29 protein-coding genes are annotated in these 25,590 nt (G+C 47.7%); 7 read left to right on the top strand and 22 right to left on the bottom strand.

Translation table 11 applies throughout. The features are described from left to right. Positions 1–107 precede the first annotated feature (107 nt). The 3 genes from VNK96_04020 to uppP are packed head-to-tail and all read left to right on the top strand — an operon-like array spanning position 108 to position 2,393. Entirely contained in the window at positions 108–563 is a 456-nt protein-coding gene (locus tag VNK96_04020; GenBank protein HWP30882.1) for a dCMP deaminase family protein, read from the top strand. Then, positions 560–1,555 carry an MraY family glycosyltransferase gene (locus tag VNK96_04015; GenBank protein HWP30881.1) on the top strand — a complete coding sequence of 332 codons (996 nt, stop codon included), beginning with the start codon at positions 560–562 and terminating at the stop codon, positions 1,553–1,555. Before VNK96_04020 ends, VNK96_04015 begins: the two co-directional genes overlap by 4 nt. 10 nt (positions 1,556–1,565) lie before the next feature. Continuing rightward, a complete protein-coding gene (gene uppP / locus VNK96_04010; protein HWP30880.1) occupies positions 1,566–2,393 on the top strand; it encodes an undecaprenyl-diphosphatase UppP in 828 nt (275 codons plus the stop codon). Between the two features lie 114 nt (positions 2,394–2,507). Here uppP and VNK96_04005 read toward each other — a convergent pair whose 3' ends face one another. After that, positions 2,508–3,437: a sugar phosphate nucleotidyltransferase gene (locus tag VNK96_04005; protein HWP30879.1), complete on the bottom strand. Its 930-nt coding sequence runs from the start codon at positions 3,435–3,437 to the stop codon at positions 2,508–2,510. Positions 3,438–3,497: 60 nt separating this feature from the next. Between VNK96_04005 and VNK96_04000 the strand changes: the two genes are divergently transcribed. Next, a complete protein-coding gene (locus tag VNK96_04000; GenBank protein HWP30878.1) occupies positions 3,498–4,703 on the top strand; it encodes a hypothetical protein in 1,206 nt (401 codons plus the stop codon). A gap of 16 nt (positions 4,704–4,719) precedes the next feature. Beyond that, positions 4,720–5,025 (top strand): hypothetical protein, encoded by a 306-nt coding sequence (locus VNK96_03995; protein HWP30877.1) that lies wholly within the window; start codon positions 4,720–4,722, stop codon positions 5,023–5,025. Between the two features lie 550 nt (positions 5,026–5,575). Here VNK96_03995 and glp read toward each other — a convergent pair. Genes glp through sufC form a run of 8 tightly spaced genes read right to left on the bottom strand, consistent with a single transcriptional unit; the run spans position 5,576 to position 11,811 of the window. Then, the gene (gene glp, locus VNK96_03990; GenBank protein ID HWP30876.1) at positions 5,576–6,766 is read right to left on the bottom strand and encodes a gephyrin-like molybdotransferase Glp; all 1,191 of its coding nucleotides are present in this window, start codon (positions 6,764–6,766) and stop codon (positions 5,576–5,578) included. Then, on the bottom strand, positions 6,763–7,161 hold the full coding sequence (locus tag VNK96_03985) for an iron-sulfur cluster assembly accessory protein (GenBank protein HWP30875.1): 399 nt from the start codon (positions 7,159–7,161) through the stop codon (positions 6,763–6,765). The genes glp and VNK96_03985 overlap by 4 nt, the downstream gene beginning before the upstream one ends. After that, positions 7,158–7,634, bottom strand: coding sequence for an Rrf2 family transcriptional regulator (locus VNK96_03980; GenBank protein ID HWP30874.1), 477 nt, complete (start codon positions 7,632–7,634; stop codon positions 7,158–7,160). The genes VNK96_03985 and VNK96_03980 overlap by 4 nt, the downstream gene beginning before the upstream one ends. Before the next feature lie 6 nt (positions 7,635–7,640). After that, positions 7,641–8,015 carry an SUF system Fe-S cluster assembly protein gene (locus VNK96_03975; protein ID HWP30873.1) on the bottom strand — a complete coding sequence of 125 codons (375 nt, stop codon included), beginning with the start codon at positions 8,013–8,015 and terminating at the stop codon, positions 7,641–7,643. A 10-nt stretch (positions 8,016–8,025) separates the two neighbouring features. Next, positions 8,026–8,466, bottom strand: a complete 441-nt coding sequence (locus VNK96_03970) for an SUF system NifU family Fe-S cluster assembly protein (GenBank protein HWP30872.1) — start codon at positions 8,464–8,466, stop codon at positions 8,026–8,028. 2 nt (positions 8,467–8,468) lie between these two features. Then, a complete protein-coding gene (locus VNK96_03965) occupies positions 8,469–9,716 on the bottom strand; it encodes a cysteine desulfurase (protein ID HWP30871.1) in 1,248 nt (415 codons plus the stop codon). Beyond that, the gene (sufD, locus tag VNK96_03960) at positions 9,713–11,053 is read right to left on the bottom strand and encodes a Fe-S cluster assembly protein SufD (GenBank protein ID HWP30870.1); all 1,341 of its coding nucleotides are present in this window, start codon (positions 11,051–11,053) and stop codon (positions 9,713–9,715) included. Before sufD ends, VNK96_03965 begins: the two co-directional genes overlap by 4 nt. Next, positions 11,050–11,811 (bottom strand): Fe-S cluster assembly ATPase SufC, encoded by a 762-nt coding sequence (gene sufC / locus VNK96_03955; GenBank protein HWP30869.1) that lies wholly within the window; start codon positions 11,809–11,811, stop codon positions 11,050–11,052. Before sufC ends, sufD begins: the two co-directional genes overlap by 4 nt. A 93-nt stretch (positions 11,812–11,904) precedes the next feature. On the opposite strand from sufC, the gene VNK96_03950 reads away from it, so the two are divergent. Next, complete coding sequence (locus VNK96_03950; GenBank protein HWP30868.1) at positions 11,905–12,465, top strand: hypothetical protein; 561 nt, start codon at positions 11,905–11,907, stop codon at positions 12,463–12,465. 62 nt (positions 12,466–12,527) lie between these two features. On the opposite strand, the gene VNK96_03945 is transcribed toward VNK96_03950, so the two are convergent. Then, positions 12,528–14,783: an ABC transporter ATP-binding protein gene (locus tag VNK96_03945; protein ID HWP30867.1), complete on the bottom strand. Its 2,256-nt coding sequence runs from the start codon at positions 14,781–14,783 to the stop codon at positions 12,528–12,530. A gap of 127 nt (positions 14,784–14,910) precedes the next feature. Between VNK96_03945 and VNK96_03940 the strand changes: the two genes are divergently transcribed. Continuing rightward, positions 14,911–15,111, top strand: a complete 201-nt coding sequence (locus VNK96_03940) for a hypothetical protein (protein HWP30866.1) — start codon at positions 14,911–14,913, stop codon at positions 15,109–15,111. Positions 15,112–15,348: 237 nt separating this feature from the next. Here the strand turns inward: VNK96_03940 and csrA are convergent, their stop codons facing one another. The 12 genes from csrA to sufB all read right to left on the bottom strand — a co-directional run bounded on the left by csrA (position 15,349) and on the right by sufB (position 25,509). Further along, positions 15,349–15,603, bottom strand: a complete 255-nt coding sequence (gene csrA / locus VNK96_03935; GenBank protein HWP30865.1) for a carbon storage regulator CsrA — start codon at positions 15,601–15,603, stop codon at positions 15,349–15,351. A gap of 65 nt (positions 15,604–15,668) precedes the next feature. Continuing rightward, positions 15,669–16,133, bottom strand: coding sequence for a flagellar assembly protein FliW (fliW, locus tag VNK96_03930; GenBank protein ID HWP30864.1), 465 nt, complete (start codon positions 16,131–16,133; stop codon positions 15,669–15,671). 44 nt (positions 16,134–16,177) lie between these two features. Continuing rightward, positions 16,178–17,068, bottom strand: coding sequence for a flagellar hook-associated protein FlgL (gene flgL / locus VNK96_03925; protein HWP30863.1), 891 nt, complete (start codon positions 17,066–17,068; stop codon positions 16,178–16,180). A 33-nt stretch (positions 17,069–17,101) separates the two neighbouring features. After that, on the bottom strand, positions 17,102–18,469 hold the full coding sequence (flgK, locus tag VNK96_03920) for a flagellar hook-associated protein FlgK (protein ID HWP30862.1): 1,368 nt from the start codon (positions 18,467–18,469) through the stop codon (positions 17,102–17,104). 3 nt (positions 18,470–18,472) lie between these two features. Continuing rightward, complete coding sequence (gene flgN, locus VNK96_03915) at positions 18,473–18,943, bottom strand: flagellar export chaperone FlgN (GenBank protein ID HWP30861.1); 471 nt, start codon at positions 18,941–18,943, stop codon at positions 18,473–18,475. Then, positions 18,940–19,359: a rod-binding protein gene (locus VNK96_03910; GenBank protein HWP30860.1), complete on the bottom strand. Its 420-nt coding sequence runs from the start codon at positions 19,357–19,359 to the stop codon at positions 18,940–18,942. Before VNK96_03910 ends, flgN begins: the two co-directional genes overlap by 4 nt. Further along, on the bottom strand, positions 19,356–20,546 hold the full coding sequence (locus VNK96_03905; GenBank protein HWP30859.1) for a flagellar basal body P-ring protein FlgI: 1,191 nt from the start codon (positions 20,544–20,546) through the stop codon (positions 19,356–19,358). The genes VNK96_03910 and VNK96_03905 overlap by 4 nt, the downstream gene beginning before the upstream one ends. A 12-nt stretch (positions 20,547–20,558) precedes the next feature. After that, positions 20,559–21,161: a flagellar basal body L-ring protein FlgH gene (locus tag VNK96_03900; protein HWP30858.1), complete on the bottom strand. Its 603-nt coding sequence runs from the start codon at positions 21,159–21,161 to the stop codon at positions 20,559–20,561. Further along, positions 21,158–22,315, bottom strand: a complete 1,158-nt coding sequence (locus VNK96_03895; GenBank protein HWP30857.1) for a hypothetical protein — start codon at positions 22,313–22,315, stop codon at positions 21,158–21,160. The genes VNK96_03900 and VNK96_03895 overlap by 4 nt, the downstream gene beginning before the upstream one ends. A 16-nt stretch (positions 22,316–22,331) precedes the next feature. Then, entirely contained in the window at positions 22,332–23,120 is a 789-nt protein-coding gene (flgG, locus tag VNK96_03890; GenBank protein ID HWP30856.1) for a flagellar basal-body rod protein FlgG, read from the bottom strand. 107 nt (positions 23,121–23,227) lie between these two features. Further along, the gene (locus tag VNK96_03885) at positions 23,228–23,959 is read right to left on the bottom strand and encodes a flagellar hook-basal body protein (protein HWP30855.1); all 732 of its coding nucleotides are present in this window, start codon (positions 23,957–23,959) and stop codon (positions 23,228–23,230) included. 95 nt (positions 23,960–24,054) lie between these two features. Then, complete coding sequence (sufB, locus tag VNK96_03880) at positions 24,055–25,509, bottom strand: Fe-S cluster assembly protein SufB (GenBank protein ID HWP30854.1); 1,455 nt, start codon at positions 25,507–25,509, stop codon at positions 24,055–24,057. Positions 25,510–25,590 lie beyond the last annotated feature (81 nt).

Raw genomic sequence — 25,590 nt, 5'->3', positions numbered from 1 at the left:
TTTCAAACCTTGCTCTCCTTATCCATACAGACTTCGTGCCAAGGAACTGTGTTCACCAAAAAACTTGTTCTTTTTCGGGGAAAATGCATACCGTTCTATAATTCGTTATGATGCCTCAACGCCCATCCTGGGATGCCTACTTCATGGAAATTGCCCGCACCGTGAGCACACGCGCCACTTGCTTACGGCGCAGTGTCGGTGCCGTCATCGAGAAAGACCGTCGAATCCTTACGACAGGATACAACGGAGCCCCTCGCGGTGTTCCTCACTGCGAAGAGTTCGGTTGCGATATCACCCAAAGGTGTCAACTCGCAGCCCATGCGGAACAGAACGCAATCGCCCAAGCCGCATTGAACGGCGTTTCTTGTGAAGGCGCTTCGCTTTACGTGACCTGCCAACCTTGCAGCTCCTGCGCGAAAATGCTTATCAATGCGGGTATCCGCAAAATCGTCTTCGAAGGAGATTATCCGGACGAACTCGCTTTGACTCTCTTTCGATTAGCGGGCGTCGAACTCTACCGCTTCGTGAGCGGAAAGTTAGAACCTGTATTCGAAACCGTATGACCTTCGCAACTGCGTTTTTTTTGTCTTTGGTTACGGCTTTTCTGACAACTCCGTTAGTTATTCGGTTGGCTAAGAGATTCGGAGCAATCGATATGCCGGGCGACCCAAGGCGCGTCCACGAAAAGCCGACACCACGCTGGGGGGGGATAGCGATTTATCTTGCGATTTTAGTCGCGTGGCTCGTTGTTTATCCTATGTCGCAGAAAGCGGCGACTGCCCATCTCGTAGGACCATACACTACGAAGTCTTTATGGATTATGGGAATCGGTGCACTGATTGTTCTTTTCGGAATCTTAGACGACAGATATCAAATTTCCCCTTTCTGGCAAGCGCTTTTTCTCATAGGATGCGGGATCGCTTTAGCGCATCCGGATATGGGAAACATTCGCATCGAAGGGATTACAAGACCATTCAGTAAACCGGGTACGCCAGGAAGTTTCATCGGATTCAGCGAATTGAATTCCGTTCTTTTCACCGCTATTTTCGTTTTCGTGATTGCGAAGACGATGGATACGATTGACGGCATAGATGGTCTCGCAGCGGGAATCGCCGCCATCAGCGCGATGACCATGTTCGTTTTGGCTTTGAACAAACAACCCTTGATTGGAGTGTTGAGTATTTCCGCGGTCGGAGCTTGTTTGGGATTTTTGCGATACAACTATCATCCAGCCAAGATCTTCATGGGAACAGGAGGAGCGCAGTTTTTGGGGTTCTATCTCGCCGCCGTGAGTGTTGACGGAGTGGTAAAGACCGCAGCCGCCGTTGCGTTCTTGGTGCCTCTCACTTTATTCGGGGTTCCGGTCCTCGATGCATTCGTCGTCGTGATTCGGAGATTGAGAAGCGGCGCGCCGATTACCAAACCGGACAAACGACACATTCATCACTCCTTGCTGCGATGGGGCTTGACTCAACCGCAAGCCGCCTGGGTTTTGTACATTTTCGCGATTTTGTTATGCACTGCCGCCGTACTTGCGGTGAAACTTACGGCATGATTTCTTAATAGTGACACTCCTCGAAGCGTTGGTTTTAGGTGTCGTGCAAGGTTTGACGGAATTTTTGCCGATAAGCAGTACGGCGCATGTTCGTATCGTTCCCGAATTATTCGGATGGAAAGATCCCGGAGCGGCATTCACTGCCGTGATTCAACTCGGCACCCTCCTCGCTGTCTTTTTATTTTTCCGCAACGAGATAGGGAGAATTTTTGTGGGATGGATTCGCGGATTGCGGGGGGGTGATACGGCGAAAAGTATAGAGGCGCGTTTCGGATGGGCTGTTTTTTATGGGACGATTCCCATCGTTGTCTTCGGTATTCTTTTGAAAGAGCAAATCGAGCGTGAATTTCGTTCCCTTTACGTTATCGCATGGACATTGATAGGACTTGCAATCTTGCTCGCATTCGCAGAATGGGTTGCTCGACACACGCGAAAACTCGACACGGTTAAACCTCTCGATGGATGGATTGTCGGGCTTTTTCAAGCCTTGGCGCTCGTGCCGGGGGTTTCGCGAAGTGGAAGTACGATTACGGGCTCGCTGTTTTTGGGATTCGAACGTTCCGATGCCGCGAAGTTCTCTTTCATCTTGAGTTTTCCAGCGATTTTGTTGGCGGGATTGTTCGAAATTTATGACCAACGGGAAAGGCTTTTCGAAGTAGGGGTGGGGAATATTTTTCTGAGCACCTTAGCGGCATTTATCGTGGGTTACGCTTCGATTGCGTTTTTATTGCATTTTCTTCGGCGGCATACGACCTGGATATTTATCGTTTACAGGATTCTATTAGGCATTGTCTTGATCGCATTGTTGCAAAGAGGTATCCTGGCACCACTTCCTTAAATTTCGGGCACCATTTTCTTAATCGCTGGTTCCATTTACACCCCCTTTGAAAAGCAACGAAAACCTGTAGGAGCGCCGTAAGGCGCGACCTAAATAATTAACTATTAATAACTATTAATTTTTCACTCCGTATAGAATTCGACCCTTCAACGAAGCCTCTTCTTCGATTTCCCCCCCGATAATACAGTGCTCGATAGAGCCATTTACACGAACTTTGCTCTGAGGCAATATCACACTGTCGGTAATGGAAACGCATTCGAGCCGAACATTCTCCCCTATACAAACCGCGTCTCCGACTTGTCCAATCACTTCGGAATTCCCCCCCACGAGAACACCGTTGTTCAATAAAAATGCAGAACACGCGAGATAAGAGTCTAACGTACCAGTGTCGAACCATTTTCCTCGATAACGTCCTGCCAAAACGAGCTCTCCTCGTTCGATGAGGAGTTGAATTGCATCGGTAATTTCATATTCTCCTCTTGCGCTCGGTTTCAAATCGGGCAGAACGTCCCATATTCGCGGAGTGAAAAAATACACACCCGCCATTGCGAGATTCGACTCGGGTTTTTTGGGTTTTTCGACAAGTTTTACGATTCTTTCTCCCTCGACGTTAGCAACTCCGAATCTTTCCGGGTCGTTCACCTCCATAACCATATTGAGATTCGCACAGCGCGATTCTCGAAAGCGATGATAAAGTTCGACGAAACTTTCGCTATAAACTGCATCCCCCAAATATAAAATGAAATCCTCGTCGCCACAGAACGACTTCGCAAAAGACAGCGCATGAGCGAGCCCTTTTGGTTCGCTTTGAATGGCATAAGTCAAGGAAAGACCCAAAGAACTCCCGTCTCCCAAAGCATCCTCGATGGCTTTTGCATTTTCCCCCACCACGATGCAAAGTTCCGTCGCTTCGATTTCTTTTAGACGATCGAACGCGTAATACAAGGTCGGGCGGTTCGCTAAAGGCAAAAGTGGTTTAGGGATATAGTGGGTAACGGGATAAAGCCTCGTGCCTTTCCCCGCTGCAAGGATGACTCCTTTCATCTGGATTTACAGGAGTTAGAATACCTCCCTGAATTACGTAATTAACGTATACTAATGTTCGTGGCAGGGAAGCCAAAATTACGCGAAACGGTCTTCGCTTTATGCGCTTTGGCACTCTTCGCAGGGTGCTCTAAACCCCCCGCTCCTCCATTTCCAAACCGCTTAGAAGGTTACGTTCCGGATTCTCCGAGTCCGGGATTTGCGCTTTATCAGCAGGCAGCGAAAGATGTCGAACAACTGCCTCTTAAACTTTTGAAAAGAACGAAATGGACCTTGGGGCAAAAGCAAAGCGCGATAGTAAAATGCGCCGCCGCTTTGCAAAAGATTGCGCGAGCCCAAAGAAGTGGAGTCTCTTTCGTTTTTACCCCTTATTCGCCCTTCGACCCCCCCAAAGAAAGACGAGGGTGGAGTTTTTTAGGGAAAGTAATGAAGTGGCAAATCGAGGAGGCTCTTGTATCGGAAAATTACTCCCATGCAGTCGCAGTTTTTTTGCGTTGTGCGAGGTTTGGCGTAGACATCAGCGGAGGTGATGCAATTGACGCCAACTTAGGATTGACGCTCGTAAACGATGCATCTATTCCGATTTGGAAAGCGTTTCCCAAAATGTCTTCTCGAGATTTGCGTTCGTTGTATGAAGGTTATGTGCACATCTTACAATCTGCGCCGACATTAGAGAGCGTTTTACGCCACGAGCGCGCGACGATGCTTCAAGTCGTACAATCCATTCAAGATGCCTATCTTGCAGGTGATTTAGAAAAATTTACAAAAGTAGGAAATCAATTAAAACCTGCAGTAGATTATCTCGAAAGGCTCAAATCTCGTCCTTATGAAGAACAAATTCGATACTTCGATGGCTTCGCACAAGAAGCGGAGGAGGAAATTCGAAACGTCTCTCGAGCGAACTACGATTTTCGACAAGTGCTGAATCGAGAACCGAAGAATAAAGAGCGACCTTGGAAGCGCTTTGCAGCGCATTATTTTCGTTCCGCACAGTACCTTCTACCTTTATGGAAAGAAACTCACGCGAAAATGCGTTTGATGGCGTTGGATGCGGCATTGATGGCGAGGGTAAAGGCTGGCAAAACTCTCCCTAATGATTTATCGAACTTTCCAGAATGGTTGAGAACAGACCCATTTTCCGGGAAGGATTTTCTTTACGTTCCACGAGGAAGCGACTACGTTTTATATAGCGTCGGGGTAGATTCGAAAGACGATGGCGGCGATAGGTTGGACTTGCGTCCTACGCGATTGGAGATCGCCCGATAATTCGAGGTTGATATAAGTGGAGGAAACACGACGCACAGACTGGATCGGTGCAGCACTTGGCGCTGCGGTTTTCCTCTTGGGGATCGCCCTTTTGCTTTTCACTTTTTATCAAGCACTTCTTATGTTTTCTTTACAGCCGGAAGATATTATTTCTCGGAAAAACACCGATGTAACGGAATTGGGCGCTGCATTCGGGCATATCGTTTTCAGAATTGGGCTTTTGCTCGTGATGAGCATTGTCGGTTCTGTAATTAGCGGTAAAGGGGTACGAATGTATTTCGCTGCAAGGTCGGGAGCGAGCCACAAAGAAGAAAAATCCTGATTTGTGGATATCTTTGTGGAAAAGTATGCGGAAAACTATGCCGAAAAGCCGTAGATAACACGCTTTCCGCTAAATAAAAAAGCGAAAATTCTTTGTCGCATTTCAAAAAATCTGTGATACAGTAGGAATTGGAGGCTGTTGCCTTTCTGATAAAAGCATCTCGACGTAAGTCGAGAAAAACGGCTAAGCGAGAAAAAGCCGCAGTTCGGGAAACCGAGCTAAAGACTTCGAATTGCAAGCCGTAATCGGTGAAAACCGAAATGCGGAATCAGAAAAGGCATAGCCTCCAAAAAGAGGCTCCTGTCTGAAAGAGTTGTCTCGATGATGAATCGGGACAGAGCGCACTCCAAAAAGCCGCAATATCCGGAACAACCGGATGAGCACATTGAGATTCTCGATGTCGAATGCGACATATGAGGAGAAACGGGCAAAGAGGTTCGCCGAAATGCCCGAAGACGTTCAGTAAAAAACGCTGCTACAAAAGACGGAGCCTCTTTCTTGTTTAATAAGTTCGTAGCCCAACTTTAATAAGTACGTAGCCCAAAAAACCTTACCGCAGTAAAAGTATCGGATGCGAATCGCCTGGTGTATGGGAACAATTCGCAGAAATCCTCACTAAGCAATTCGCATCCGCAAGAGAACGCAAGCCGAATGAGCCTTGCTCGCGCACCTTTCTCGCAACGAATTCGCCATTTTCATATTCACATCGCGCACGGATGAATTCATCTCTCGAATGTGGAGAATGCTCGTCTAAATATTTCGCTTTCATCCACTTCAGAGCAGCATCCTTACATCCTGAAACTCTTCGAATCGCCTCTCGCACGAAAATTTCGAAGCAGACGAATGCGCTCGCGGGATTTCCCGGCAAACCGAAGATGGGAGTTCCTTCGATTTTTCCGAATAAAAACGGTTTACCCGGCTTGATCGCCACACGGTGAAAAACGATTCTGCCAGCCTTTTCGACAATTCGAGGAAGAAAATCGTGTTCGCCCACGGAAGCCCCCCCAGTAACGAGAATCATGTCGCATTCCTCTGCGAACTTCTTTAACCATTTCGTCAGTTCGTTCTCGTCATCGGGAACGTGAACGTAATTCGCTTCGCAACCTTCTTTCTTAACCAAAGCTTCGAGCATAATGCGGTTCGTATCGTAAATATGCCCTGGAGGAAGTTCTCGACCCGGTTCTACGAGTTCATTCCCTGTACCTACTATCGCAATTCTCGGCACGCGAAAAACTTCGATAGAAGTTTTATTCTGCGAAGCGATGAGAGACAAAGCGCCAGCGTTGAGTTCTGTCCCTCGCTGCAATAACAACGTTCCTTTCTTGAAATCGTCCCCTTTTCGCCTTATATTTGCACCTTGGGGGGGGATACCTTTCGTAAATATGACTTCTTCCCCTCGAACTTCCGCCTCTTCCTGCATTACGACAGCATACGCACCGGGAGGAACCGGCGCACCGGTGAAAATGCGAAGCGCACAACCTGCCTCGATGTCCTGCGAGTGAGTTTCGCCTGCATAAATAGCACCCGTAACTTTCCATGGCGTTTCTTTGTCCACCGGATGACCCAATACATAACCGTCCACAGCGGAGTTATCGAATAAAGGATAAGGCATCTCCGCAAAAATGTCTTCCGCTAAAACTCGTGAGGCGGCTTCTGCCAGCGAAACGCTTTCTGTTTCCTCGATAGCAGCGAGATTTTTCTTTAATTTTCCAAGAGCCTCTTCGTAATTTAATAGAGTCATTCCTGCTCTTTAGGAGTAAAACTCGTTCCGCATCCGCAACTTCGTTTGGCATTGGGGTTATCGAATCTGAATCCTCCGCCTATGAGGTTGCCGGTGTAATCGAGAATCGTTCCTTTGAGATAGACCGCGGATTTGGAATCGCAAACTACGCGAATCCCGTTTAACTCCTGTTCGATATCGTAAGGACTCGGCTGAGTATCGATTTTTAAAACATATTCGAAACCAGAGCATCCCCCCCCTTTGACCCCGATTCGCAAGAATGCCTCGGGACGACCGTCTTTTTTCATAATTTTCGCAATGTGTGCGAGAGCAGAAGAGGTAAGCCTCACGGGAAATTCTTCCATCGCTTTCTCTTCAACGATGTTTTCCTGGTTTCCTATGCTTTCCGATTTCATGTTTCGCTAGTCCTTATAGATATAGGAATCAAATTGTCTCTTTCGACGTTTTCGCTCGACAAAGGCGAAAACAAGTCTGCCAAAGTAATTTCATAAAGCACCTTGTCCACTGCGAGTTGCACTCGAGCCCATAAGGAACGGATTTTGCATGCGCTGTCATGCACACAAATATTTTGCGCGCCCGAATGCTTTTCGCAAAAATCGTTTTCGAAAAGTTTTCCACCTAATGCAGAAAGAACTTCGCTTACCCGAATCGCATTCGGAGAACGACTGAGCATATATCCTCCGGACTGCCCTCGCGTGCTCTTTACAAAGCCATGCTTGCGAAGAATCATCAGCAACTTGGCAACATGCGCTTCACTCAAGCCTTCCGATTTGCTGATTTCTGGAATCGTAAGGCTCCGGTCAGGATGTACCCTGGCAATAGCCAATAAACATCGCAATCCGTATTCTTCTTGTGTACTAAATTTCATAGTCGTTTACCAAAGTCCTAAAAGCATTTTCGCCTCTTCCGACATTCTATCTATCGTGAACGGCGGGTCCCATGTCAATTCGACATAAACATCCTTTACACCCTTCACTCCCCTGACTGCTGCTTCGACTTCTTTAGGAAGAATCTCAGCGACAGGACAATGCGGAGTGGTGAGTGTCATGAGAACGTGAACAAAACCATCCTCTTTAATAGTGATGTCGTAAATCAAACCTAAATCGTAAATATTGACCGGGATTTCCGGATCGTAAATTTTTCGCAAAGCCTCGATGATTTCCCCTTCTAATAAAGATTTGGAGATAGTATCCATCGGATTCTGATTTTCTTCGGGTTCTTTCGGTTGTTCTGGAATTCTGCTTGGCATTTTTTCTTCTCTATTCTGTGCTCACAGGTGTAGTTTCGTTGCGCAAAGCGGCTTGCAAAGTGTGCCATGCGAGAGTCGCGCATTTCACACGAATCGGGAACTCACGCACGCCGGCGAGTGCAACAAGCGAACCGAGGCTTTCATCGGCTCCGTCCACGGTAAGCATCTCATGAACTTTCGAAAACAAAGTCTCTATTTCGCGTATTTTTTTGCCCTTTACCGCCTCCGTCATAAGAGAAGCGCTCGCGGTGGAAATCGCACAGCCTTCCCCTTCGAATGAAATTTCTTCGATTACACCGTCGTTGACTTTGAGATACACCGTTACGATGTCGCCGCAAAGGGGATTGTGACCTACGGAACGTTGCGTATACTCCTGCAAACGTCCTTTATTCCTCGGCCTTTTGTTATGGTCGAGTATCACTTCTTGATAGAGTTCTCGCAGTTCGGTCATCGTTATTTAAAGATCTCTCGAACTTTATAAAGTCCTTTTATTAGTATATCTATTTCTTCCTTCGTGTTATAAAACGCTAAAGAGGCACGGGCGGTTGCAGAAATTCCGAACCGCTCCATTAGCGGCATGCAACAATGATGTCCCGCCCGCACGGCAATCCCTTCGCTATCCAAAATCGTCCCGATGTCGTGAGCATGTGCGCAATCCATGACGAAAGAAACCAACCCCGCCTTCTCCTTCGCTGTTCCAATTACGCGGATTCCGGGGACTTCTGCGATTCTTTCGTGTGCATATATCGAAAGTTCGTTTTCGTACGCTTGAATTGCGTCCATTCCTAAATTCTCTATATAATCTATAGCAGAGCCCATCGCAACGACCCCGGCGATATTCGGTGTCCCTGCTTCGAATTTGTGGGGAGGCTCTTTGTAAGTCGTTTTTTCGAAAGAAACTGTTCGAATCATGTCCCCCCCACCTTGATAGGGAATCATCTTTTCGAGCAAGTCCAGTTTTCCATATAAAACTCCTACCCCAGTAGGGGCGTACATCTTGTGTCCGGATACCGTGTAAAAATCTACGTCAAGGTCTTGCACGTCTACTCGCAAATGAGGTGTGGACTGCGCTCCATCCACCAGAACCACTGCGCCTACCTCGTGTGCTTTTTTCGTAATCTCCTTAATAGGATTTATCGTTCCGAGCACATTAGAGATATAGACGCAACCGACAATTTTCGTTCGCTCGGAAAGCATCTTCTCGAATTCGTCGAGCAAAAGTTCGCCACAATCGTTGATGGGAATGACGCGAATTTTCGCACCCGTTGCTTCCGCGACTAATTGCCAAGGAACGATATTCGAGTGATGCTCCATGTTCGTGAGCAATATCTCGTCTCCGGGTTTCAAAAACGCACGCCCGTAAGAATACGCAACGAGATTAATCGCTTCCGTGCATCCTTTCGTAAAAATGATTTCATTCGGCGAGCGGGAGTTTAAGAAACGATGCGCTTTCTCTCGGGTCTCTTCGAAAAGCGTGGTAGCGATTCTGCTTAGGTAATGAACCCCACGATGTACGTTCGCATTCTGATTGATATAATATTCTCGTGTGGCTTCGATTACGGATAGCGGCTTTTGAGAAGTCGCTGCGTTGTCGAGATAAACTAAAGGCCTTCCTTCGACGGAAGTATGCAGAGCAGGAAAATCCTTCCGAATTTTTTCCACGTCTATTTTGCGCTTGTTTTCGGTCGAAATCGGTGTCATCGTTTCGTTACCCAAAGGTCTTCCGTTTCTCCACGAGTGTAGGCTTCTTCCAAACGGTCGAACAAAACTTTTTCCGTAGCGAGCCGAAGTTCTTCGTTGGAAATTTTTTCCAACACCTCGCTTGCGAATGCGTACACGAGAATATGCGCTGCGACATGTTTCGGAATTCCTCTCGCGCGCAAATAAAACATCGCATCTTCTTGGATGCGCCCCACCGTCACCCCATGTGTGCACTTCACGTCGTCGGCAAAGATTTCCAATTGCGGTTTCGTGAAAACTGTCGCTGCAGGATGCAAAAGCAGCGCTTGGTTCGTTTGCTTCGCATCTGTTTTTTGTGCATCCTTATGCACGAAAATTTTTCCGTTGAAAACCCCCGTAGAATGTCCTGCGAGAATTCCTTTATACACTTCGAAAGAATTACATTCGGGCTTCGCATGGTCGATCCGTGTGTGATTGTCTATGAGACGTTCCCCCGTGTTGAAATACACGCCGTTCAACCAGCAGTGACAGCCTTGCCCATCGAGGAAAACATTCAAATCCGTTCGAGCGAGTGCCCCCCCGAAAGCGATATTGTGAGAAAGATATGTACTGTTTGCATGTTGAACGACTTGTATCGCGGAAAGATGATACGAATCGGTAGATTCGTCTTGAATCTTCGTGTGCTCTAATTGCGCGTTTTCGGCAAGCACCACCTCCGAGACGGAATTCGTGAAATAGAGTCCTTCACCGATATAACTTTCTATAATTTCCGCTTTCGAGTTCGGCTCTACGACGATTACGACTCTGGGCTGAGTAGTAACAGGTTCGTGAGCGCCCTTCGTTAGAAAAACGATTTGAATCGGCTCCTCGATTTCTGTATTTTTTGGAATCTTTATGAAAATCCCTTGCTCTAAATGGGCGGTGTTGAGTGCAACGAAAGAATGCTTTTCCCAGGGTGCAATTTTGCCCAAAACCTTTTCGATTTCTTCTGGAATTTCGGTGATCGCGCGGTCGAGTGGCAATGCGATTATTCCATCAGGAAGTTTCGTTCCTTCTACCAGATAACCGTTCACGAAAAAAAGTTTCGTTGACTTTACGTTTGAGACAATCGTTTTCCCCGAGTCCTCGACTTCGAGGCTTTTTTCAGCAGGTGAAAATACATTATCAGCGAGACCTCGAAGAGGAGTGTATTTATATTCCTCATGCTTCGTGCTGGGAATTCCGAGTTCCAAAAAACTCTTCCAAGCGCGCAATCTTAAAGAGCGAACGAAATCAGGTCCAGAATCGAAAAGAGGTTCAACGTGCTTTTCGAAAGAGTCTATAAACGAAGGTGCTTTGACGATAAGTTCTGCGCTCATACTTTGCCTGTTAAAACCTCCTCTTCTATCCAGCCATAACCTTGAGCCTCCAATTCCAAAGCCAAATCCTTCCCCCCCGATTTCACGATTCGACCATCCACCATCACATGCACGAAATCGGGAACGATGTAGGTCAATATTCTTTGATAGTGCGTAATCACTAAAAATGCTCTTTCTGGACTTCTAAGCGTGTTCACTCCGTTGGCGACGATTTTCAAAGCGTCTATATCGAGCCCGCTGTCCGTTTCGTCGAGAATGCATAAGGTCGGCTCTAATACTGCCATTTGGAATATCTCGTTGCGCTTCTTTTCCCCCCCGCTGAATCCTTCATTGATGGAACGGTTGAGAAACGAAGGATCGAGGTTAAGCAGTTTCATCTTCTCACGAACGAAACTCATAAACTCCATGGGATCCATTTCCGGTTGGTTTCGGTACTTGCGAATGGAATTCACCGCGGCGCGAAGGAAGTAGGAAGTCGTAACTCCCGGAATTTCGACCGGATATTGGAAAGCCATGAATAAACCTTCGCCCGCGCGTACCTCCGGGTCCATTTCGAGCAGGTTCTGTCCTTTATAAAGGACTTCCCCTTCGGTCACTTCGTATTCCTCTCGCCCGGCGAGCACTTGCGCGAGCGTGCTCTTTCCACTGCCGTTCGGTCCCATTACGGCATGCACCTCGCCGGCGCGGATGGTCAGGTTTATCCCTTTTAGGATCTGCTTTTCTTCGACCCCTGCGTGAAGGTTCTTGATTTCTAACATGCTTCTATTATGACTGAATCTTTACTATTTTGTCATGATTTGGTGCTTTTCACACCCTGCCTGCGTCCTTTAAAAGCATACGAGGAGGTAAGAATGGAATTTCTTCAGGAATTGTGGCTCCCTATTGTCGTTTCGGCGGTATTCGTTTGGATAGCCAGTTTTATTCTGCACGTGGTCTCCCCTCACCATAAAGGGGAGTGGAAGGGTCTGAAGGACGAGGATAAAATCCTCGATGCGATTCGGGCAAGCGGTAACCCTCCTGGCCAATACATGTTTCCGTGGTGCAGTTCGATGGCGGAAATGAAAGACCCTGCCTATATCGAAAAAACGAAACGAGGTCCCGTTGGTATGCTGGTGATTTGGAGTGGCCCAACGAATATGGGAAAAAACTTGGTGTTGATGTTCCTATTCAATCTGCTCGTTGGAGTCTTCGTCGCCTACGTCACTTGGCATTCTCTAAAACCAGGTGCAGAATATCTCGAAGTTTTCCGAATCGCTGGTTCTGTGGCTGTCGCGTCGTATTGTTTAGGTTGGATGCCGAACATGATTTGGTACGGCGGCAATGCGAGATGCTTTTGGACGTACTTATTCGACGGGATTGTGTACGGGCTTCTCACCGCAGGAACATTCGGCTGGCTATGGCCAAAAGGATAAAAATCTTTCTTTACTCCCGATTGTAAACTGTCCGACTGTCCGACTGTCTGACGTCGTATGTTTTATCCTACCGTAGCCTCTTCTGCCGCTTCTGGTTCTAAGCCGATTAGTTCTGATCGGATTTTTGCGAGTTGTTGCTGAAGGTTAACGAATTTATGATAAAGTCCTTTCTTCTCCATCAATTCTTCATGTGTACCCATTTCCGCAATGCGACCTTCTTCGAGCACCAAAATCCTATCTGCATTTTGCAATGTGCTTAAACGGTGGGCAATCGCAATCACTGTGCGCCCTTCCACCAAATTCGCGAGCGCTTCTTGAATCATCCGTTCCGTTTCCGTGTCTACGCTCGACGTCGCTTCGTCCAAAACGAGAATACGAGGATTATGCAAAATCGCTCTTGCAATGGAAATGCGCTGTCTTTCCCCCCCCGATAGTCGTTGCCCGCGTTCGCCGACATACGTGTCATAGCCATCGGGAAATTTGACGATGAAGTCATGCGCCCGCGCGGCTTTTGCTGCTGCGATAATCTCCTCCATGCTCGCATCCGGTCTTCCATAAGCGATGTTGTCGCGAACACTGCCTGGAAACAAATAGGATTCTTGGGGTACTAAACTTACGTTCCGGCGAAATTCGTCTAAATCCAAATCTCGAATATCCACACCATCAATGAGAATTCGCCCCTCCGTAGGGTCGTAAAAACGCAAAAGAAGATTGATCATGGTGGTCTTCCCGCTGCCGCTCGCACCCACGATACCGAGCATCTCACCCGCTTTCACTTCGAAATTCAATCCGTGCAAAACTTCGTGTGCTTTTTCATAACTGAAATGAACGTTCTCATAACGTATTCCTCCTTTCCACTGTTTCAAGCGCACGGCATTTTTCGGTTGTTGAATATCGGGCACAGTATCTAACACTTCGAAAACACGCTCCGCTGCCGTTAATCCACGACTCAACCAATCTATTACGCGCGTTAAAACTTGCAACGGCGCTTCGAGCATCCCCAAGTAAATCGAAAACACCACCAATTGACCCAACGTCATGCGTTCGTTCAACACCGCAACCCCCCCCGCAACCCAAACTAAAATCGTCCCGATGCTTACCATGAACGTAATGGCGGGGAAAAATTTCGCCCATGCAGTCTCTGCCGCATACGCCGTATCTGCCAAATCCTGTATGCGCCTTCCGAATCGTTTAATCTCGCGTTCTTCTCCTCGAAAGGCTTTCACGATGCGCATTCCACTGAGAACACCCGTCAGTGCGCCACTCAATCTAGCCCAACTGTGCCAGTACCTTCTCCACGTTCTTTCGAGTTGCTTTCGGAACTTCCTAACGAGCCACAAAACGAAAGGGATAGGGAACAAAGTCCAAATAGCGACTTGCCAGTTAATCCATAAAAGCGCAATGGGGATACCAATAAGCATCAACCCGTTCGTGAGCAGAATCGGAATTCCATCTACCAATACGTCATACAGTGCACCGGTGTCGTTCGTTACACGCGACATCACGCTTCCGATAGTCCGACGGTCGTAGAAAGAGAGAGATAACTGTTGTAAATGTGCGAATAGTTTTCCTCGAATTTGCACGATAACTTTATTACCGAGCCAACCATGAAGCCAAGCACGAAGAACGAGAATGATCGTGCCCAAAACTCGCGAAGCGACGAGACCTACAATCAAAATGATAAAAAGCGGAGACCATTTGTGAGGTTCTAAAACCTTATCCGTCAAAATGCCGATAAGATACGGCCAAATCAGCGAAACGACGCGGTCGGCAATCACTAAAAAGATGCTGCAAGCAACGGCGAGTTTATAAGGCTTCAAAAAAGAGAGCAAACGAACGAGTGTCTTTCCTTTGCTAATACACGATTCGCAAATATCGGAATCTTTCGGAAGAGGACGACGACATTTCGGGCAAATCCTCTTCGATTCGTAAAAGAAGGAAACCGATTTTCCGGAAAGGAAATCATTCAAACGTTTCGCCGCTGCTGCAATTTGCCCCGCGTATGCCGTCGAACACCGCAAAATTTCGACTTTTTGTCCATTCCTCCTTGCAACTAATGCTCCCGCATCTACGAGTTCTTCGTACTCGAAGTCTCGCAATTCACGCAGGTTCCATTCAGCAGTAACTCGCGCGCGTCCATTGAATTCGATTTGGTCACCCTCTGGCTCTAAACGCAATAAACGCAAATTCGTTGCTATTAATGCTGATGCGCCGAAATCCCCTCGAACAGTTAAATCACTTTCGAGCCCAAATAAGATTTCTTCGTCCTTTCCTAATTCGATGGCGCGAACGATGCCGCCATCTTTTGGCAAAGCCATGCTTCTTTTATAAAATTGTACTTGCTTTGACTCCGTAATCTCACCAGACCACACGAAAACTCGCAAGATGACGCGCGTTGCAACCCCCGTTTTGCGGCACAAGCCATTTGTCCAAAGGGCGTGGGCTATGGCAAAAAGGGAACTCAAAATCGTGCGGCTTTTAGAGCCGGATTTATGCTTGGAATGCCGCTTTGCGCATCATGCTGAGGTGGAAACAGCGGATGGCAGAAAACAGAGGATGCTTTACTGTAAGCGCCTCGACTGTGACAATTGGGATTACTCCAGTGCCGAGCCTGCATTGAGGGTCGAAGTTGACCCCGAAGCCTAAAATTCCCCAGCAATTGTCTGGAACATATCCTCTTCTCAACCCGTCTGCCATGTGGAAATGAGAAACTACGGGCCGATTCGTTGCTCGGTAGAGAAGGCTAACTATAGTGCTCTAATAGTCTGCTTGCATTACGTTTATGGACCCTACGCGCAAACTTAATATAAGTGCGCTACCCTCCGCAAACACGATCCTGGCACTTAGCTGGGATCGTTCGTTTTAAAATTCTAAACATCTCACTCAAACAATATTTCTTTTTTGCTCATTCGTAGAATTTTCGCCCTCGGGAGGAGGAGGGACGTCTTCAGGTCGAGTACGTGCGGCCTCTAAATTCTCCGCTACGATTTGTGCATAAACCTCTTGACGATGAACGGGAACTGATTTCGGCGCGCGAATACCTATACGAACCTGTTCACCGCGGATATCGAGCACGATTACCTCGATATCGTCTCCAATCATAATACTTTGATGTACTTTTCGTGTAAGAACGAGCATATGGCGAGCCCTCCCTGGCATTATGCCTAGTTAAAGTCTTGCAAACTCCATTATTGCACTCTCACTCAAGCGGCTTTCTCCTCAACAGAACGAACTTCCTCGCTCGTGCCATAGATTCTGTGATGGATACTCCAATCGGTGTCTTCTAAGATAAGTTGCTTGCCTAATCGTTTTTCCGAGTTGACAACAATAGGAGCGACCAAATTTACCGTCGCCTCCTTGCTCTTCCCAAGAGGGACACTAACAATGGCTAAAACCATTTTGAGGGTCTCCTCGCTTAAATAAAGCGACTCGGCAACTTCGGGATTTAGCCGAATGGCATAGTCTTTTACAATTGAGGAAGGGTTGATGACTAAAAATGCCACCGAAGGCTCGTCTACGCTCTGGAGCCAACGATACGGGCTTTCTTTCAAGTGTTCGAGCAGGACGAATCGTTCACATTGGGGAAAGCCGACCAATCCTCCAGGTATGTCAATAATTTGCTTTTCTTCGACCTTGATCTCACCGAATCTCGTCGTTGGAATTTTCATAGACCTTTGAAATTTTCATTCCATAAATTGCTTCGGAATCTCACTTATTGCAAGAAATCCAGCAACGAAACCCTCATCCCAGCACTCAAAGCGGCAAGTGCCGCCTGATAAGCCAACTGAGCGGTCTGAAATTCGACCACAGTCTCCGCATAATCGGCATCTCCCCGCTTCGACAACTCCTCTGCAAATAGGTCAACCCTTCTCTGTGAAATATCAGACGCGGTCTGGAATTGGGACATCAATTGACCAGCAGTTCCTCGCAAAGCATTGAATTGCCTTAAGGAGTCGTCTATTTTCGGAAGGACAACTTCGCTGATAACTTCCGTTTCTCCGTTCGATAGGCTTGTCTTCAACTCTTCCAAAACCTCATAAGCCCCTACAACTTCTTGAGCAATCACCATGTTGCCAGGTAAGGAAAAATCCGAGCCAACTTCAATGTAATTTTGCCCATCGTCACCTTGATAGGAAAGTGCTGGAGGAGGGTTGCTGTTCAAAACGAACGGCTCGGTATTAACCTGAAGGCCAGAAAACAGAAACCTCCCTTCTCCATCTCTCGTATTCGCTGACTCTAATAAAGACTCTTGCAAGTGCTGGATTTCTTGAACGAGGGCATCACGACCGGCTTCTTCAAGCGCATCGTTCGCCCCCTGCAGTGCCACGGTTCGTGCCTTTTGAAAGACTCCAGCAATTTGCCCGAGTGCATCCTCGATGAGGGCGAACCTACCCAAAGCATTTCGAGCATTGCTTAGATGCTGCTCCGATAACTTTTGCGCCTCTTGAAAGGTCAAGAGCCCGACCGCGCTAAGTGGATCGTCACTCGGCTGCTGGATTTTTTTCCCCGAAGCGAGCTGCTGCTGAAGGCGAAATAACCTTGCGTCTGCTACCTGCAGGTAGTAGCGCATTTCATCATAGCGCTGAGAAGACGAAATCCTCACGAAAGTTTCCCCATATAATTATCGGCATCCGAATTAGTGAAGGACATTGATTAATTCTTCGGTTACTTGGTCAAAAACGGTGAGAACCCTCGCAGCAGCCTGATAGGACCTTTGGAAACGCATCATTTGCGCAAGTTCCTCGTCCATATTGACCCCGGAAATGGATTGGCGCTGGGATTTGATTTGGCGCAGAGCGGATTCTTGTGTGGTTACACTCGTTCGATATGTATTCGTCTCTTGAGCGAGTTGCATAACGAAATCTCGATGATATTCGAGAACAGAACGATTCCCTAATCCTGCCAAATCGGTGTCTCTCGAACGAGAGATCGCAAGCGCAAGGCTTCCATCTCCGGGAGCGCCGCTCGTTCCGGCTGCGATGTTGCGAACATCCGTTTTAATCTCATCGGATAAATCGAAATCGACAGCGCCGTTAGCGCCTTGAAAAAAGGCAATACCGGTGGTGCCGTTAAGGTTGACACCGGTTGTATGCAAGGCATTCACATAATCCCGCAATTCCGTTACGAGCGTATCGAGTTGTGTCGTGTAGATTTCGACGGCACGTATCCCGTTTAGAAGCCCCCCCAACTTTCCACCGCGAATTTCGATGTTGTCGCTACCATCAATCAACGAACTCGACGCAGCATCGAAATCGTTCGGAAGAGGATATTCCCCCCCTTGACCGACGAGGGTGTACTCTCCGATGTAAACTGTAATCGTTCCATCTGCGAGTTCTTGCGTGTGAACATCCACCCACGTACTCAATTCGTCGAGAAGTTTTCCTCGCCTATCCAAAAGGTCATTCGGTTTCGTGTCGTTCGCGATTTGCGTGCGTATTTCTGCGTTGAGATCACTGATTTCCTTGGCAATGCGATTGATTTGTTCGATGGAGGTCAGAGTTTCTTGAACGAGCCCCTGCCGTTGGGATTGCAGAGCGCGGTGTATGTCCCGCACTTTTTGAACAAAAAGACTCGCCTGCATTCGGAGGTTCATGCGAGAAGCCTCGCTCGCCGGATTTTGGCTCAAATCGTTCCACGCATCGAACATTCCCACCATAAGGGAATGAATTCCGTTCGATCCGGGCTCTTCGAATATCATTTCTATCTGTTCTAAAGTCGTTAGCAACTGCATCATTCGGGATTGTTCATAACTCGCTTGCCAAAACTTGCCATCGAGAAAGAGATTACGAATCCGATTGACGCTCGCTATCCCGACACCCGTTCCCATCGTTACGGGGTTCAGTGCGAAATACGTAAGCGGGGGGGTTTGCCCAAACTCCACGCGCTGTCTGGAATAACCCGATGTTTCGATATTCGAAAGGTTATGCCCGGTGATGTTTAGCGCAAATTCGAAAGCTCGAAGTGCGTTCGAAGCAATCTCGATACCGGAAAATGCAGAGGGCATGATTTATGTCCTTTGGTCAATTAATACTGCTGCGTGCGTGCGAATTCCGTAATCCCCTTCTCTATTCTCGACGATTTTCGCAAGAAGATGAAGAGACCCAGCAACGAAAGCGAGTTCATTCTCGATCAAGTTTTGATTCTTTTCGATAACGGATTGAACTGTTTGCGCACTCGCCTTCACTCTGTTTGCCAAGGCGTGAACCGATTTCGCCTCCCCCTCGTCCAGAGCTTCCACCAACGATTTGAAATTATTCGGAACATTCAATTCACTGGTGAGTTTGCGCGCGCAAGCGACTGCTTTCTCATCCACTTGCACGAGTTGTTCCAAAAGCGACTCCAATTCGGGTTGCAAACGCTCGATACGTTCCACATCTCGCAACATAATCGCCGCGGTTTGTTCGTGCAAAGAACGAAGCAAGCGTTCTGCTGTAGAAAGGTATTCCCACCAAATCGTTTGCAATTCTTTCGTTTTCACGAAGTTTTCTCCTTGAGAAGAATTTTTTCAGCGGGACTTCTCCCGCCATTGTTTTTTTGGGGAGCGCTAGACGACTCGCGAATTTTTCCGTCTTGACTCTCTGCTCGGTTTGAGAAACGACTCAATACGACCTCCTTCATTTGCGAATACAACATCTCGCTTATTCCGATTCCCTTTCCCGTCGTTATTTGTTTTGCAATCGCATCATCGAGAAAGTCTTCGTAGAATTTCGCTTGGAAATTCCCCCCCATCCATCCTTCTGTCGCACTCTTGCGCATCTCTGCAAAGAGTTGCTTCACTAAAAGAGCTTCGAACTCGCAGCATGCCTTTTTCAAACGCGCCAATTCTTTTTGCTCTGCTGTAAGAGCGGGATGGGTCGCAACTGCATTGCGGGAAGAAAACTGAATACCGTTCATTGCACTTTCACCACCGCTTTGATTGCACCTTGAGCCCGCAGCGCTTCGATAATCGCAATCATGTCGCGCGGCGTAACTCTCAAAGCGCGAAAGATTTTCGCTAAATCGTCTAAAGTCGCATTGGATTTCACGACTCCGATGCGAACGATGTCTTCTTTCACTTGCACATCCGTGTTCGTTTGCGTCTCCGTCGTTCCTCTACTGAAGGGAAGCGGTTGAACGATTTCGTTATACTGATTGATTTTTACGGTTAATCCACCGTGAGCAATCATCGCAGAGCCGATTTTGACATCCCCCCCTACGACAATCGTCCCAGTTCTTTCATTGATTACTATCGTAGCGATGGCATCGGGAACCACCATGAGGGATTCCACACGACTGAGCACCTCTACCGGGTCGAGAATCGTAGACTGAGCACCACGGACTTCCACCCCCCCTGCATCCCAAGCCACCGCCGACAAATCTTTATACGAGGAATTGATGGCTTCCGCAATTCGGTTCGCTGTGGTGAAATCCGGTTCGATAAGTTCCAAAAACAAACTGCCATTGAATTCGTATTGGGTTTCGACGGGACGTTCGACGAGTGCCCCCCCTGTTATCAATCCTACCGTCGTGTGATTTTTTTGTCGTTCCGTTCCGCCCTGCGCGAAATTAAATCCGCCAATGCTCACAGGTCCCATAGCGACTGCATAAGCGACATCCTTTCGAGCAGAGTATAAGGGGGTTTGCAATAGATATCCTCCCTTCAAACTTTTCGCATCTCCAATGGAGCTCACCGTAACGTCTATGCGATTGCCCGGTCTCACGAAAGGAGGCAGTTCAGCAGTCACCATTACGATAGCGACGTTTTTCAGATTCAGTTGACGTGAATCTATGGTGATTCCGAAATCGCGCATCAGATTCGTTATCGCCAATTGTGCAAAGGGAGAATTCCTCGTGTCTCCCGTACCTTCGAGCCCCACCACGACTCCGATGTTGCTAATCTGGTTGCTGCGTACACCTCGCACACGAGTGAGGTCTTTGATTCGTACCTTTAGCGCACCGAGGTTTTCTCCTTTTTGCATCCCCGCTTCTTTTTTCGGAGTTTGGGAAACAACGTTTCCTTGCTCCGAATCACCAAGCAGACCCCCCTCTGCATACGCGAGAGAAATACTCGCAAGAATCGTGAAACTTGTCAGCAATCTCATATCCCCCCCTTTTTAGAACAGCCAATCCAATAACTGATTGATCAAGCCTTTTCGCTGACGGTCTCCGACGGTACCTTTTCCTTCGTAACGAATCGAAGCCTCAGCGATAAACTCGCTCAAAATCGTATTGTCCGTACGGATATCGTAAGGACGAACGATGCCGCTTATTACCAAGCGCATCGTTTCTTTGTTCACTTGCACGAAACGCGAACCTTCGATGACCATGTTTCCGTTCGGCAAGATCGCTTTCACGACAACCGTAAGCCTCGCGAGCAATCTCCCCGAACGTTGAGTAACTCCTTGTCCTTCGCTTTCGAATTCCGTCCCGCTTTCCCAATGAGGGATAAGGGCGCGAAGAATCGGCCCGATGCCGGCGTCTATTCTCGTCGAATCGCTTTTCGAAGTTCTCGTTTGCGCCGAAGAACTCGCACTGCTCGTTTCCGAGATGATGACGGTAAGAATGTCTCCTACGCGCGTTGCTTTCCTATCCGCATAAGGATTTCCTACACTGTCATCCCAAAGAGAGCCAGGATTAAAAATTTGGGAAAATCCAGAAACAGAAATGCAACAAACGAACAAAGTTATAAGTCTTTTCATAGTTATAAGTCTTTTCATAACTTCACCTCCACGACACCATCGGGACGCAATGTCCCGGTTACGATTGCTTTTGTCGGTTCGATTGTAACGGTCACTTGCCCATTCTCACTCACGGATTTCACTTTCCCTGTAGTTTCAACGGTTATGCCATTCGATTGAAGAACTATATTCACAATCGCACCTGGCTTTATGTCCGGTTTTTGATTTGGCTTGTTGAAAACGAGTTGCTGAACGAATTGTTTTTCACCATCGAGGCTCGCTTCGACGGAAAGAACGAGCGACCTCTCTGTTTCTTTGTGATAACTCACTCGGAAGCGCAAGTCTCCATCCGCAACTTTTCGCGCAGAAGGTTTTTGAACTAATTCGAGGTTCTGCAGAGTCGGAAAATTCGCTTGTATCCACTCTCGAGCGAATTGTTCGATTTCTTCTCCGCTGACCATTCGCGCGCATCTTCGCACGATTGCCCGTGAAGGGACGATGATCTCCACGCTTTCAAGGGGAATCTTTGCGGATTGCAATGCATTCTGTATCGTAATCCTTGTGATGAGGCGTTCATTTCCGATATCGGGAGAGGCACCCAAAGAGACTGCATTGATTTTATCCACGAGACTTTTATGCCCTTCGACGAGTGCAACCTCCCCGAGCGAAATCGTTTTCCCGGAGATTTCGGAAAGCGATTTCACGCGAATCGAAATAGTCTTGTTATTTCGAACTTGCGTATTTCGTTTGAGGATTTTCCCGCATCCGTTTACTCCGGGAATTTCATATTTAGGTTTTGCATTGCTTTTCCATATCCCCCCCTCTTCTATCATCACGCAGGTATCGGGGAAAACTGCAAGAAGAATCTTTCCGATTTTCCTCTCTTGATTTCCCACGTGCGCCATCACATCGCCGTTCGCAGCGATTGAAATTGCGCTCGCTCCTGTCGGAACTTTTATAGGTGGATAAAGCCTTAACCCGCTCTCGTGCACCACGGCGAGTCCCTTGCATCCAAAATTTCCTTCTTTTACGTAAACGATTTCCCCGTTTTTTTCGAGAGGAAAGAAGCCGGCGCCTTCGATGAAATATACACCGCTGAAATAAGCATCGCTGCCCCGAGATGCGATGGCGGTCGAGAAGACGCCGGCGATGAGGACAAGATTGAACGAGACAAAAACCGAAAAATTCTTCATCACTTATTCCCCCCCCTTATCGCTTCAGATTATTCGTGGAATTCAGCATTTCATCCGCGGTTTGAATCGCTTTGGAATTCACCTCGTAAGCCCGCTGTGCGAGAATCAACCGCACCATTTCATCCACGATTTGAACATTCGAGCCTTCCAAAAACCCTTGCTCGAGTGTTCCGCTTCCGTTGAGCCCTGGTTCTGTTTCCGTCGCTTCCCCGCTTGCGACAGTACCACGATATAGATTCTTTCCCATTCTTTCTAAGCCAGCCGGATTCGAAAACGTCCAAATGTTGATTTGTCCTAATATTTGCGGTTCGGTTTGTCCGCTGATTTGCGCCGTCACCGTGCCATTCGGTGCTATGGTTACGCTTTGCGCATCGGGAGGAATGATAATCCCCCCCAGTAAAGGATATCCGTCGCTCGTAACGAGCGTTCCGTCTGCGCTGAGTTTGAAACTTCCGTCTCGGGTGTAAGCGGTTGTTCCGTCCGAAAGTGTCACGCCGAAAAAGCCTTTGCCGTTGATGGCTACATCGAATGTCCCCCCCGTAGTCTGTAAAGGACCGTTATCGAAACTCGTTGCATTGGAGACGAATTTTGCACCCATGCCCACTTGCTGAGAAGCAGGCAATAAATTTCCCCCCCCTTGCTCTGCGCCGGCAAGACGCAAAGTCTGATACATGAGGTCTTGGAATTCCGCCCGATTGGCTTTAAAAGCGGTGGTATTGACGTTCGCCAAGTTGTTGGCGATAATGTCTAAATTTCTTTGTTGCACCACCATTCCGGTGGCAGCAGTCGTAAGCGAGCGATTCATGCCTTTTCCTCCTATTCAGAGGAGCGGCGCTCGTTCGCCTTGCGTTACCGTCTCTTCATTCGCTCCGAGACGATAAGCCTCTCGGTTTTTATGTCACCGAGTCCGGCTTAACGCGTTGCAAGGCTTTGAAGCAACCGTTCCGTCAATTCGTCTTGTGTTCTCACAGCCCGATTTGCAGCTTCGAAATTTCGCAAAAGAGAAATCATCTCTACCATGCATTCGATTGCACTGACATTCGAGCCTTCGAGAACTCCGGATGAAACTATGGGATTCTCCGTAACGAATGGTTCCCCGACATATAAATTCTTTCCGACTTTCGTCAAGTTTCCTTCGCGTACATCTAAAGTCGCGATTTCCGCACCATCCACAATTATGGCTCCGTTCTTTGCAATTTCGATTTTTTCCGCTCCCTGCGGAAGAAGAATTGCGCGCCCTGATGCATCGAGCACCGGATATCCATCGCGCGTAGCAAGATATCCTTCGTTATTCGGTCGAAATTCTCCGTCCCGCGTGTAACGAATCCCATCGGGTGTTTCGATTGCAAAAAACTGATTCGACTTTTCCAGCATGACATCGAGTGGATTCCCTGTGATTACGGCAGGTCCGACACTTTGCGAAGTGTACGTACCTAACACATTCACACTAGAACCTAACCTCCCGATAGCATGTTCGCCGAAGGAGTCGGGGATAAACATTTCGCGCTCGAGCATCTCGGCAAATAAAACACCGTCGCGCTTGAAAGCGACGGTATCGAGATTTGCGAGATTATTTGCAAGCACATCCAAAAGGAGTTGATTCGCTTGCATTCCGTTCGCAGCGGCTTGAATTCCCCTGTTCATCCGGCTCTTTTTATCGGAGCGTTTCGAATTTCTTTCAGGGTGGGAAAGTTCGGAATTTATTCGAAGTTTATCGTTTTACGCGTAAAGATTACGAATTAACCGACGCTGCCTTCTAGGCTAACACCGAGCAATTTCTGCGCCTCGACTGCGAATTCCATCGGCAATTCCTTGAAAACTTCTTTGCAAAATCCGCTCACAATCATGTTCACCGCGTCTTCTGTCGAAATCCCCCGTTGCTTGCAATAGAAAATTTGGTCTTCCCCGATTTTAGAAGTCGAAGCCTCGTGCTCGACGATTGCCGTCGGATTTTTCACTTCGATATAAGGAAATGTATGCGCACCGCATTGGCTCCCTAAAAGCATCGAATCGCATTGCGAGTAGTTCCGCGCATTGTCGGCTCCTGCATTGATTTTCACCAAGCCACGATACGTGTTCTGTCCGAACCCCCCCGAAATTCCCTTACTGACAATCGTGGATTTCGTATTTTTGCCGATATGAATCATCTTCGTTCCCGTGTCAGCCTGTTGGCGATTCACGGTCAATGCGACAGAATAAAATTCTCCAACCGAGTTATCCCCTTTCAAAATCACGCTCGGATATTTCCAGGTGATTGCAGAACCCGTTTCCACTTGCGTCCATGTGATTTTGCTGTTCTCGCCTCTGCAGATTCCTCGCTTCGTAACGAAGTTGTAAATCCCTCCGTTTCCTTCTTTATCACCCGGATACCAATTTTGTACCGTCGAATATTTAATCGTTGCATCCTTGTGAGCGATGAGTTCGACGACTGCCGCGTGCAATTGATTTTCGTCTCGCATCGGTGCCGTGCATCCTTCGAGATAACTTACATATGCACCTTCGTCTGCGATGATAAGCGTTCTTTCGAATTGACCGGTTTGCTGTTCGTTGATACGGAAATACGTAGAGAGTTCCATCGGACAGCGCACACCCTTCGGGACATAAACGAATGAGCCGTCACTGAAAACCGCCGAATTCAAAGTTGCGAAATAATTATCGCTGTAAGGAACGACAGAGCCTAAATACTCACGCACTAATTCCGAATGCTCTCGAACCGCTTCGCTCATTGAGCAAAAGATGATTCCCAACTCTTTGAGTTTCTCTTTGAAAGTCGTGGCAACCGAAACCGAATCGAAAACCGCATCCACAGCGACACCAGCAAGCACTTTCTGCTCTTCCAACGGGATGCCCAATTTCTCGAAAGTTCGAAGAAGTTCTGGGTCTACTTCATCGAGGCTTTGGTATTTAGGGAAACCCTTGGGTGCAGCGTAATAACTTATTGCCTGATAGTCAACAGGTGGGTAAACGGCGTTATGCCAATGAGGCTCTCTCATTCGCAACCAATGGCGGAAACTCTTCAGCCGGAATTCCAGAAGCCAATCGGGTTCTTCCTTCCTTCGGCTTATTTCGCGAATGACCTCCTCATTGAGCCCCGGTGGAAGCTTGTCCGCTTCGATGGGGGTCACGAAACCCCACTTATATTCCTGTCCCGCGAAAGTTTCGATGATTTGAGTGCCTTCTAATTCTTTTGCCATGGCTTGTTTTTCTCAACCCGGATTATAGGAGAAAGTTTACTAAAAAGTCAAGTATAAACCGCAAAAAATTTAACCCTTGAC

Source organism: Fimbriimonadales bacterium, from assembly GCA_035559795.1.
In the GTDB taxonomy this organism is placed as follows: Bacteria; Armatimonadota; Fimbriimonadia; order Fimbriimonadales; family ATM1; genus DATMAR01.
This window is presented reverse-complemented; position numbering and strand designations above follow the sequence as displayed.